General features: G+C 39.0%; 8 protein-coding genes. 3 read left to right on the plus strand and 5 right to left on the minus strand.

Going from position 1 to position 12,050, the window contains the following annotated elements; all coding sequences use genetic code 11:
• Positions 1 to 66: 66 nt before the first annotated feature.
• Entirely contained in the window at positions 67 to 3,090 is a 3,024-nt protein-coding gene (locus OVA16_RS02080) for a hypothetical protein (RefSeq protein WP_267763260.1), read from the minus strand.
• Between the two features lie 679 nt (positions 3,091 to 3,769).
• Between OVA16_RS02080 and pruA the strand changes: the two genes are divergently transcribed.
• Entirely contained in the window at positions 3,770 to 5,404 is a 1,635-nt protein-coding gene (pruA, locus tag OVA16_RS02085; RefSeq protein WP_267763261.1) for an L-glutamate gamma-semialdehyde dehydrogenase, read from the plus strand.
• A gap of 198 nt (positions 5,405 to 5,602) precedes the next feature.
• Here the strand turns inward: pruA and OVA16_RS02090 are convergent, their stop codons facing one another.
• From OVA16_RS02090 to OVA16_RS02105, 4 genes are all read right to left on the minus strand, one after another.
• Positions 5,603 to 6,175: a carbonic anhydrase gene (locus tag OVA16_RS02090; protein WP_324288475.1), complete on the minus strand. Its 573-nt coding sequence runs from the start codon at positions 6,173 to 6,175 to the stop codon at positions 5,603 to 5,605.
• Positions 6,176 to 6,194: 19 nt separating this feature from the next.
• Complete coding sequence (locus OVA16_RS02095) at positions 6,195 to 6,830, minus strand: carbonic anhydrase (protein ID WP_267763263.1); 636 nt, start codon at positions 6,828 to 6,830, stop codon at positions 6,195 to 6,197.
• A gap of 9 nt (positions 6,831 to 6,839) precedes the next feature.
• Positions 6,840 to 8,438 (minus strand): SulP family inorganic anion transporter, encoded by a 1,599-nt coding sequence (locus OVA16_RS02100; RefSeq protein ID WP_267763264.1) that lies wholly within the window; start codon positions 8,436 to 8,438, stop codon positions 6,840 to 6,842.
• 73 nt (positions 8,439 to 8,511) lie between these two features.
• Complete coding sequence (locus OVA16_RS02105; protein ID WP_267763265.1) at positions 8,512 to 8,850, minus strand: hypothetical protein; 339 nt, start codon at positions 8,848 to 8,850, stop codon at positions 8,512 to 8,514.
• A gap of 175 nt (positions 8,851 to 9,025) precedes the next feature.
• Here OVA16_RS02105 and OVA16_RS02110 point away from each other — a divergent pair, with 175 nt between their 5' ends.
• Positions 9,026 to 10,261: a porin gene (locus OVA16_RS02110; protein WP_267763266.1), complete on the plus strand. Its 1,236-nt coding sequence runs from the start codon at positions 9,026 to 9,028 to the stop codon at positions 10,259 to 10,261.
• A 193-nt stretch (positions 10,262 to 10,454) separates the two neighbouring features.
• Entirely contained in the window at positions 10,455 to 11,996 is a 1,542-nt protein-coding gene (locus tag OVA16_RS02115; RefSeq protein ID WP_267763267.1) for an acyl-CoA carboxylase subunit beta, read from the plus strand.
• Positions 11,997 to 12,050 lie beyond the last annotated feature (54 nt).

Consider the following 12,050-nt stretch of genomic DNA (forward strand, 5'->3'; position numbering starts at 1 on the left):
GCTCCAAATTTTTCACAGTTACGTTAGGCGCATCAATCTCTATCAGCGCTTTATTGGTGGCATTGCTTAAGTACCATTTAAAATAGGCTTAACTACCAAATTGTTGTTATTTCCTTGCAGCGTAATCCCTTTGGTAATTTTTACCGCATCGGTCAAAGTGTAAGTGCCTTCGTCTACATTAATCACATCTCCGTTTTGGGTATCGGCATCATCTATGGCAGCTTGGATAGTTGCAAAACCTTCGCCACTTGTTAAATTTTTAATTGGAAAATAATAATTGACTTTTCCAATGTTTGCATCATCAAGCTTGTCGAAAATTTTGGCATCAAGCAATGTCCTTTGTGCCTGGCTAAGGGAGGCAACCGCTCTCAACTGGCCATCTATGTAGAAACTATTTTGATCTGCACGAATATCAGTTATCCAATAACCTGTAGTGGTAGCGCTGATACTTGAACCATACTCTGGATAGCCTGCCAAAGCAACGTTGCTACCATCTTTTGTAAGGTTACCATTATTATTATCTATGTAAAGGTATTGATTGATATTATCGTTAAATAAATTAGGCTTAGCAACCGCACCAATGGTAAACGCACCAAACTGTGGAGATGCATTATCGTGATTATAAAACGCAATACCTTTAGCATTTACCGAACCAGCAACTCCATTAAAAGTATTCCCTACAATGTTGGCCGAGTTAGGTAATTTCGTATTACTTGATGATGCTATGGTTTTGGTATTGATAGATAGGATTTGGAAATAATCGCTAGCATTTTTTACCGGGCTAAAAGTATTTCCTTCCACATCAATATTTTGAAAATTCTCTAAGCTCATTAACCAATAATGATTTTGAACCTGGTTGTTTTTGAAAACAAATGGTTTATTGGCATTATTATTTTTAAATCTTACCAATGCAAAAGTTGGAAAACCACCTAGCAGGTAATTAAAATTGTTATCCTCTATCAAAGCACCCGTAAAAGAAGCATTTGGCTCAGAAAACTCTATACCACCCCCATTAAAAGTATTGTTTCTAAGCATACTTTGACCAGCAGTAGTTTGAAAACGGTTGGTTACATCGTGGTTAATGGCTGCCGTAATGTTGTTTTCTACCAAAACATTGTAGTTATCTACCGCTAAGGCAGCCCTAAAAGCAGCTACATTTGCTGGCGTTGGGTCTGGCGTATACAGAACCGTATTGTCTTGAAAAGTAATTAAACCCGATGGATTAGACGCATTGGCAACTCCTGGAATGGTGCGCCCAGAAATATTAATACCCACCGCATTACGATCGGTATAACCAGCTGCACTACTAACCGCAGATCTAGTTGCCAAGATATTGTTTCCTATAATAGACAAGCCCGCTACATCTCCATGACTAATAATGGCTGACCAAATTTTAGTGAGGTCAACATCCATCGTTAAGTTTTTAATGGCAACATTTGGCGCTGCTACTTTAAAGAGTGCCGGTGTAACCGAACCAGAAGAAATAGCCACACCAGTATACTTAATTATCCTAGTTGCTTTATCTACACCGTCAATAGTTAACGACTTGTCTACAACTACCAATTCATCAAAAGTATGCGCCGATGGCTGAAGTGTATTTCCAGCACTTGCGTATTCTACCGCCAAATTAAGTGTGGCATAATTTGTATTGTTGGTACTATTGAAAACATATTGCGCATCATTAAAGTAAGTGTTTGCAGCAAATTCATCCCTAGTATCTACCGTATTTGTAGAAAAGGTATTGTTCTCAACGATGATTGCACTAGAAAAAGGCGAATTACCCCTGTTGAAGTAATTACTTCCAGAAGCTACCTGATCAGCATCTCCATTGTTATTCTTCATGTAGTTTGATGAGTTACCGGCCTGCCTTTGAACACCTACGTCACAATTACTGATGGTATTGTTTTTTATCGTCATCCTTACGCCTTCGGCAACCACCCCATAACCCTCTCCAATTGCATCTGGTTGCTCAAAACCAGAAATCGTATTTCCTTTTACTACCACGCCAGACGGCACATCAATATATCCAGCCGGATTTCCAGAAGTAAAAGACCTTCTAAAAATAGCAATGCCAGCTATATCTCGGCGCTCTAAAAGCGGGCCGCTGGTAATGTCATCAACTCTAGTAATCACATTATCTTTCACAATAATACTGCCGTCGGCAGCTTCATCATCTATACCACTACCTGCTGGGTTTTTGATTTCGATACCATATCTTTTTGCGATGGTAATGTTATTGTTGGCAATGATATTTGGGCCGGCGCCACCTTTCATACCCAAAACACCAATAGCACTATCGCTACCAATTGAAGCAGCAATTAAGGTGTTATTAGAGATATTTACGCCAGAAGAAGTTCCATCGTTTAAGTCAATACCGCAACAAGCGGTAAATAGCACATAGTTATTGGCAATAGTAACCCCAGCTTTGTAGTTATCCCAAATGGCAATACCTCTTGCAGATGCGCCTGGACCATTATTCTGTACCGCACAACCTGTTATGGCAACATTGGTAACATTTCCAGATACAAATATTCCTCCTCTACCGGTAGCACCTGTACAGTTTCCGTTTACCTGTAAATCTTGAAGAATTAAATTACTTGAGTTTGCTGGAGCAAAAAAACCCTCCATGCTATGACCAAGAATGGCAATGCCCAATATAGCAACATTGGTTCTCGCTCCACTTAACTGAATACCTCTTGAGCCAACACCGCCAGAAATAATGGTATGAGATGCTGCGATAGGTACATCGGGCTCCAAATTCCCTTTAGCACCAGAACCTGCACCCTGTAGCGTAATGTTATCTTTAGCAATGGTAACATTTTCTGCGTAATTACCTGGGTCTATAAAAACGGTTTGCCCGCTAGCTGCAGCATCTACTCCAGCTTGTATGGTTTTTTTAGGATTACCCGAAGTACCGTTATTAGTGTCATCTCCCGATGGAGACACATATATCTGCGCCATACTTGCAGAAGAGCACAACAGCAAAACAGCCAACAAAACTAACCGCATTTGTTTAGTAAACGCAGATTGCACTGCAAATAACAGACTAACAAATAGCATAGGTAGTGCTTTGTGTAGAGTTTTTTTCATAACTGAATTTGGTTTTAAAGAACTTATACTCCAAAAAGGAGTATATAAATATATAAACTTTTATAATAAAAAAGCAATAACTACGTTTTTATATCTTCTTAAAATTAATAGGTTAGCTAATATCCGTAAAATATATTACCATCATCAGCCCAGTATACAAACATATCTACATGGTATACAAAAGCCTTTCAAGGGTTTAGCAAATAAAAAACTAGATTTTTAGCTAGTGCAATATAGCTAGTCACAATTAATTTGATATACCTAGATGTTGGTATTTAACGTGAGTTCGGGATAAGAAAATTATGCTATTTGCTAGCGATAGCGCTTCAAATCTTCGTTCAGCTAATTTTCGGTCTCTTATTTTTCGGGACGCACCAATAAGCCAAGGCACTTTCTTTGAAAGAAACCTGCGTAGCAAGCATGAAGACAATAAAAACAAAAAACTATACTGAATAAATAAGCAACCGAGAGTTTTTGTTACTTTTTGCGGTCAAAAAGTAAGAGCCCAGCGGCGGCGAGCTTAAAAATACGTTCAATGCAAATTTCTCAAGAATTGTAAAGACACTTAACCCAAACTCACATTATTTATGTTTTCATAGCATAGGTTTTAAAATTAAGAACCAATGCTTTGTTAAGCGATAAAATTAAAGCCCTATATTTGCATCCTTAACTACTTATTATGCTTAAAGGATTTTTTAATGTTCCCGCCCCAGTTAACGAGCCCATTTATGGTTATGCCCCTGGAAGTAAGGAAAGAGAACTACTAAAAGCGGCTTTAGCCGAAGGGAGATCTAAGGTAATTGATATCCCGATGTATATTGGAAATGAACAAGTTTTTACCGAAGACAAAGGTAAAGTTACCCCACCACACGACCATAAGCATTTATTGGCCACCTACAGTAAAGGCACCAAAACCCATGTAAGCCAAGCCATAGATGCTGCTTTAGCGGCAAAAGCAAACTGGGAAAGTTTAGCTTGGGAACAAAGAGCCGCAATTTTCTTAAAAGCTGCAGATCTTATTGCTGGCCCTTACAGATATAAACTAAATGCGGCCACCATGCTTGGCCAAAGCAAAAACGCTTATCAAGCAGAAATTGACTCTGCTTGCGAGCTGATAGATTTTTTGCGTTTTAACGTGAGTTACATGACGGAAATCTACAAGCAACAACCTCCTGTTTCTCCAAGAGGTAGCTGGAACAGAGTAGAGCAACGACCATTAGAAGGTTTTGTATTTGCACTAACGCCTTTCAACTTTACTGCAATTGCTGGAAACTTGCCTTCTTGCGTAGCCATGATGGGCAACGTAGTAGTTTGGAAACCTGCTGATACGCAAATTTATGCAGCAAACGTAATTATGCAAATTTTTAAGGAGGCTGGCTTACCTAATGGCGTAATTAACTTAATTTATGGTAACGGACCAGATATTGGTGATGTCATATTCTCACATGCTGATTTTGCTGGCATCCATTTTACTGGCTCTACTGGCGTATTTCAAGATATATGGAAAACCATTGGAAACAATATACACAAGTACAAAACCTACCCTCGCATTGTTGGCGAAACTGGTGGTAAAGATTTTATCTTGGTGCACGGTTCTGCAGATGCGCAAGTTTCTAGCACAGCAATTTTAAGAGGGGCTTTTGAATATCAAGGGCAAAAATGCTCGGCTGCTTCTAGGGTGTATATTGCCAAAAGCAAATGGGCAGAAATTAAAGAATTGTTGCTGAGAGATCTGGCAACTTTAAAAATGGGTCCTACCGAAGATTTTAGCAATTTTATCAATGCCGTAATCGACGAAAAATCTTTTGATAAGTTGGCAAAATACATTGATCAAGCTAAAAAAGATAAAGGGGTAGAAATTATTGCTGGCGGAAACTACGACAAGAGCAAAGGTTATTTTATTGAACCTACGGTTTTAGTAGTTGACGACCCGAAATACACCACCATGAGCGAAGAACTTTTTGGACCTGTATTAACGGTATACATTTATGAGGATAAAGACTTTGATGAAACTTTGGAAATTATAGACAACACCTCTATTTATGCGCTAACTGGAGCTGTAATTGCTCAAGACCGTTACGCATTAGATAAAGCGACTACCCGTTTACGCAATGCTGCTGGTAATTTTTACATTAACGATAAATGTACTGGTGCTGTGGTTGGCCAACAGCCTTTTGGCGGCGCCAGAGGTAGCGGTACTAACGATAAGGCTGGATCAATGATTAATTTATTACGTTGGGTTTCTCCTCGTACCATTAAAGAAACTTTCGATCCACCAAAAGATTACACTTATCCGTTTTTAGCAAACGACTAATTAGGATAGCTTAAATAAAGGAAGACGCCATAACGGCGTCTTTTTTTGCCATAAAAAAGAGGATGCCCAAACGCTAGGCACCCTCTTCAACATTATATACTACTAAACCAAACAACTATGCAATATCCATTTTAAACAAAGGAGAAACATTTGCTGCGCTTGATGCACTAACTTTTAAATCTTTGATTAATCCGGTTTTTAAACTATAAACCCAAGCATGTACGGCCAATTCTTGTCCGTTAGCCCAAGCATTTTGTACAATCGAAGTTTACTCATTACGTTCTTAGCCCCATGAATAGCATTTAATTCTACCATTCTGTTAAATTTTTGCTGAGGGTCTTCAATAGCTGCAACTTCTTGCTCGTTGGCATGGTAAACATCCTTAATATTTCTTAGCCAGTTATCAATTAAACCAACCTGCTTATTGCCCATAGCCGCATTTACACCTCCGCAGCCATAATGGCCGCATACAATAACGTGCTTAACTTTCAACACATTTACCGAATAATCTAGCACACTTAACAAGCTCATATCGGTATGTGTTACCACGTTGGCAATGTTACGGTGTACAAAAATATCGCCAGGCATGGTATTGGTAATCTGGTTAGCTGGCACACGGCTATCAGAACAGCCAATCCATAAAATTGGTGGGGTTTGACCTGCAGCCAGCTCATCAAAAAATGCGGGATCTACTTTTAATGTTTCAGCAACCCACGTTTTGTTCCCATCTAATAAACTTTCGTAAGTGATTTTATCTTGATATGATGACATATTATTTTATCACAAAACGCTATAACCAGCTTACCACACCAGTTTCTACATTGTAGTTAGCACCTACTATTTTAATTTTCCCATCTTTTTCCATTTGGCTTAAGGTGGTACTTTGCTTGCGAATATCTGCTATGGTTTGCTTTACATTGTGCACATTCAGCCTTTCCAACAAATCATCATTTTTAGAAGAACGTTCTTCTCCCTCTTTAATAATCTCCTCTATAATTGGATTAAAATGGTCTACTAAATGAGTAAGGTTGTCCATTCCCATTCCTCTAATTGCAGCAGCATCTAGTCCACCTTTTAAAGCACCGCATTTAGAGTGCCCCAAAACAACAACCAGTTTAGAGCCAGCAACATTACAACCAAATTCCATAGAGCCCAAAATATCTTGGTTTGCAAAATTTCCGGCTATTCTTACGCTAAAAATATCCCCTAAACCTTGGTCAAAAATCAACTCTGCAGAAGTACGACTGTCGATACAGCTCAATATCACGGCAAATGGCCATTGCCCAGCACGGGTGTCATTTACTTGTGCCAATAAATCTCTGTTGGCTTTCAAATTTTGTACAAACCTATCATTACCTTCTTTTAGTATCTGTAGCGCTTTTTCAGGGGTAATAGTAGCCTGAGTTTCTGAGGTATGTGCTTTCATTATCTTTTTTTAATTTTGTTCAACAATTTTTATATTAACTTTTGGTACCGAGTAACTTTTTTTGATATGCTCTAAGGTAACTATAATACCTTTGGTATAAGCATTATGCTTAAAATTATGAATTGCCTCTAACACATCTGGATCTATGTATCTAGAGCCCGAGCCATCAATAATTACATTCGTTTCATTAGGAATATCCATCAATAACACCTGAATAGAAGCTTTGTTTAAGAACGATACTTCTTCGGCAAGCTTAATGCGGATGTTCTTTTTGTTTCCTTCTTCTTGTACTCGGTAAAAGAAGGGGTTGCGCATATTGGTTCTTAATAGATAGAAAATAGATACAGCCATACCAATACCAACTCCTTTTAATAAATCTATGCCTACTACACCAACAATGGTAACCACAAACGGTATAAACTGATCCCAACCTTTATGGTACATGTGCTTAAACAAGCCTATTCTTGCCAACTTATATCCGGTTACCAATAAAATAGCCGCCAAACACGATAGTGGAATCATGTTAATTAATGAAGGAATAAACAGTAGCGATAATAGCAGCAATAAACCATGGGTAATTGCCGATACTTTTGTACGCCCCCCAGCATTTACATTGGCCGAGCTACGCACAATTACTGCTGTCATAGGTAAGCCGCCCAACATACCGCTGGCAATGTTACCTACACCTTGCGCTAGTAACTCTCTATTGGTTGGCGATACTCTTTTCAAAGGATCGATTTTATCTACAGCCTCCAAGCTCAACAATGTTTCTAAACTCGCAACCACGGCAATAGTTACAGCCACTACCAACACTTTAGCATCGAAAATCATAGAAAAATCTGGCATGGTAAACAGGTTAAAAAATTCAGACGCACTGTTAACTTCCGGAATTTTAACCATTTGGCTTTCCTTTAAAGCGTTTGATGAACCATTGAACACAATTGCCCCAATGATACCAATAGCAACTACTACTAATGGAGCAGGCACTACATTTATTTTTTTAAATTTAGGCCATAATACAAGAAGCAATATAGAAACCGCACTAATTGCAATAGCAGCAATGCTGAAATGCTGAAATGCGTTACCCAACGCTGAGAAAGTATTTTCGCCATCCATTTGGAAGAAGCTCTCATCGCCAAAAAAATCGCTATCTACACCCAAAGCATGAGGCAGTTGCTTCATAATTAACAAGATACCTATACCTGCCAACATACCCTCTATTACACTAGAAGGAAAGTAATTACCTATTGTACCGGCTTTGATTAATCCTAAAATAAGTTGGAAAACCCCTGCCAGAACTACTGCCATCAAAAATACCTGATAGCTGCCCAAACTAGTAATAGCCGCCAATACAATGGTGGTTAAACCCGCCGCCGGACCACTAACACTTAACTGAGAACCACTAATAGAAGCTGTTACTACGCCTCCAATGATACCAGTAAGCAAACCTGCAAACAAAGGGGCGCCAGAAGCTAGCGCAATACCCAAACACAATGGCAATGCCACCAAAAACACTACAATACTTGCGGGCAAATCGGCTTTTAAGTTCCTTTTTTGCAAATATTTACCTAATCCGCCTCCCATTTGGGCCGAATTTGAATTTTTCATAAAGAATTATATTAATTTCTAAGTTTATTATAGAATATGCTGCAAAAAGTATGGCAGCAAGCATGATATTAACTTATGAAAAATTTGGGGGCGGTGTGGGCACCGAAGGGTGGTGTGGATCTACGTATCTCCGAGAATGTTCAATAAAACTATTCGGAACGCCGCAATCTAAATCGAAATATACATTGTTTAAATCGTACTTCGGAAAAATCAGCTTATAATCTACAAACTTAGCCCCTGCCTTTCCTTTATCTTCCGAAGTATTCTCATTTTCCAATTGCATAATTACCGAAACCATAAATTCATCATCGCAATGCGATAAAAATACAGGCGCACCAGAAATAATCATCTTTGATACAAAGATGCTCATGAACATGATCATGATGGTTAACCGATATTTCTTTAGATTCATAAATTTCTAATGCAATTCTAATTCCGCTAATTTAGTCGCCAGAGCCTTTAAATCCAAAATAAATTAAGTAATATATTTGTAATATAAGGATATTGTACCGGTCAATTCAAAATATTTAGGCAATTTCGACCCTTTAATTAATTTTAACCCACTAAAGCATAAACCGTTAAAACAAATGAGAAATTATTTAGTTTTCTTATTCTACTTATTACCTTTTGCTGCATTAGGACAAAACAATAATGCACCTTCTTCTTATGACCCGCACGATATTAAAATAACCGGCTACCTGCAAACGCAGTTTCAAGTGGCACAATCTCCAGGCATTAACTCATGGTCGGGCGGAGATTTTAGCGAAAATTCTGCTAGCCGCTTCATGTTACGTCGAGGCCGTTTAAAAGTAGACAGGGTTGATAAATTTTCGTCTATCGTTTTCCAACTCGATGGTACGCAAGATGGTGTTAGAATTATGGATGCTTTTATACAGTTCTATAGTCCAGAAAACAGATCTTTAAAATTTACGGCAGGCCTATTCAACAGGCCGTTTGGCTATTCAATAGCTTATTCTTCGGGCTATCGCGATTTTCCAGAAAGGGCTCGTGTTTTTCAAACCTTAATGCCTAGAGAAAGAGATTTAGGCGCAATGATTTCATATAAGCCTAACAAAATTGTTCCATTTATTGTAGCTGATTTGGCGGTAGTAAACGGAAGTGGCTTAAATGCAAAAGACTACGATTCAAATAAAGACATCATTGGAAACTTCAATTTTCATTTTGATAGCCTAGCCAATAAAAAGCTACAACTTGGCTTTGGCGCCTCTATTTATAAAGGAACGGTTAGAAGCAATACCACCACCGTTTTTAAACCTTTGAACAATGGCTTTTCTAACTCAACTGATGCGGCTAACGAAGGCTATAACTTTAGAAGAGATTATTATGGGGCAAACCTTCAGGTTGGATACAAAAACACCTTTGGAGAAACTACCTTTAAAACAGAATACATTGAAGGCACACAGCCGGGCGTAGCCGCAACGGCAAGTCTTTCGGGTTTAGCGGCCAGCACAAGTTTTGCAACACAACCTACCGGAAATCTGTATCTGCGTAATTTTAACGGCTATTTCTTTTGGCTAACCCAACAAATTGCCAACAGTAAATTAACTGCCATAGTAGGTTACGATGTTTATGATCCAAATACGGATGTTGATGAGGCCGAAATTGGAAAAACAGGAAATAACACCACTGCAGGCGATATTAAGTTTAGCACTTTAGGTTATGGATTAACCTATGCATTAAACGGCCGTTTAAAACTTACCATTTACAATGAACATGTAAAAAATGATGGCACGGCTTTGCCAGACTACCAAAACGATATTAAAGATAACGTATTTACTACTCGCTTGCAGTACAGATGGTAGGATGATTGACGAAGTGCGATTGGCGCAAATTTGAAAATTAATTGTTTAATTGCTGAATTGTGCTATTGTTGCTAACTTGTTTAGCCAATTTCTTTCGGACTTTCGGACTTTCGGACTTTCGGACTTTCGGACTTTCGGACTTTCGGACTTTCGGACTGAACCAATGAACCAATGAACCAATGAACCAAAACGTATGAAAAATAAAATTGAAATCTTAAAAGACAAAATACAAAAAGCCCACTTAGGCGGCGGACAGACACGTATTGATAGCCAGCACAAAAAAGGCAAACTTACCGCTCGCGAGCGTATTCATTTCTTAATGGATGAAGGCAGTTTTGAAGAAATAGGGATGCTGGTAACCCATCGCAGTACCGATTTTGGAATGGAAAACGAGAAATATCTAGGCGATGGCGTAATTACTGGCTATGGCACCATAAACGGCAGGTTAACCTACGTATTCTCTCAAGATTTTACGGTTTTTGGTGGTTCACTATCCGAAACTCATGCCGAAAAAATCTGCAAAATCATGGAAATGGCCATGAAAAACGGTGCGCCAATTATTGGTTTAAATGATAGCGGTGGTGCCCGCATACAAGAAGGTGTGGTTTCTTTAGGTGGTTACGCCGATATTTTTTACCGCAACGTACAAGCCTCTGGCGTAATTCCGCAATTATCTGCAATTATGGGGCCTTGTGCTGGTGGTGCAGTGTACTCTCCAGCCATTACCGATTTCATTTTAATGGTTGAGAACACCTCTTATATGTTTGTAACTGGCCCTAACGTGGTAAAAACTGTGACGCACGAAGAAGTAAGTTCTGAAGAGTTGGGCGGCGCCAGTACACACGCTACCAAATCTGGTGTTACACATTTTGCCTGTGCCAATGAAATTGAAGCCATTAACCAATTAAAGAAAATTTTAAGCTACGTACCACAAAACTGCGAAGACACTGCTCCTGCTCTAGCTTACGAAGTTGGTAACGAAGAACGACTTTCGTTAAATGATATTTTACCTGCCAACGCCAACCAACCTTACGATATCCGTGAAGTAATTACACAAGTTGCTGATGAAGAAAGTTTTCTAGAAGTTCATGCAGCTTATGCCGAAAATATTGTGGTTGGTTTTGCCCGCTTAGCTGGAAGAAGCATTGGTGTGGTGGCTAACCAACCAGCATATTTAGCAGGGGTTTTAGATAATAACGCTTCGGTTAAAGCGGCACGTTTTGTTAGGTTTTGCGATTGCTTTAACATTCCGTTGTTGGTTTTTGAAGATGTTCCAGGATTTTTGCCCGGCACCGACCAAGAGTGGAACGGCATCATCACCAATGGGGCAAAATTATTGTACGCCTTTAGCGAAGCAACCGTGCCACGTATTACCGTAATTACCCGTAAAGCTTACGGTGGTGCTTACGATGTGATGAACTCTAAGCACATCGGTGCGGATATGAACTACGCTTGGCCAAGTGCCGAAATTGCTGTAATGGGGGCTAAAGGTGCTGCAGAAATCATATTTAAAAAGGAAATCAGCGCTGCCGAAAATCCAGAAGAAAAATGGTTGGAGAAAGAGAAATTATATTCTGATATTTTTGCCAACCCCTACCGTGCTGCCGAACGTGGTTTTGTAGACGAGGTAATTGAACCAGCTAAAACCAGAGAAAAACTCATCAAAGCATTTAAAATGCTGGAGAACAAAGTAGTGAATATGCCAAGGAAAAAACATGGGAATATTCCATTGTAATAAATTTGCAATTTGCTTTGACATAGCCTACCTTAGAAAAACAAATATAAAAAC

Source organism: Pedobacter sp. SL55 (genome assembly GCF_026625705.1).
Classification (GTDB): domain Bacteria; phylum Bacteroidota; class Bacteroidia; order Sphingobacteriales; family Sphingobacteriaceae; genus Pedobacter.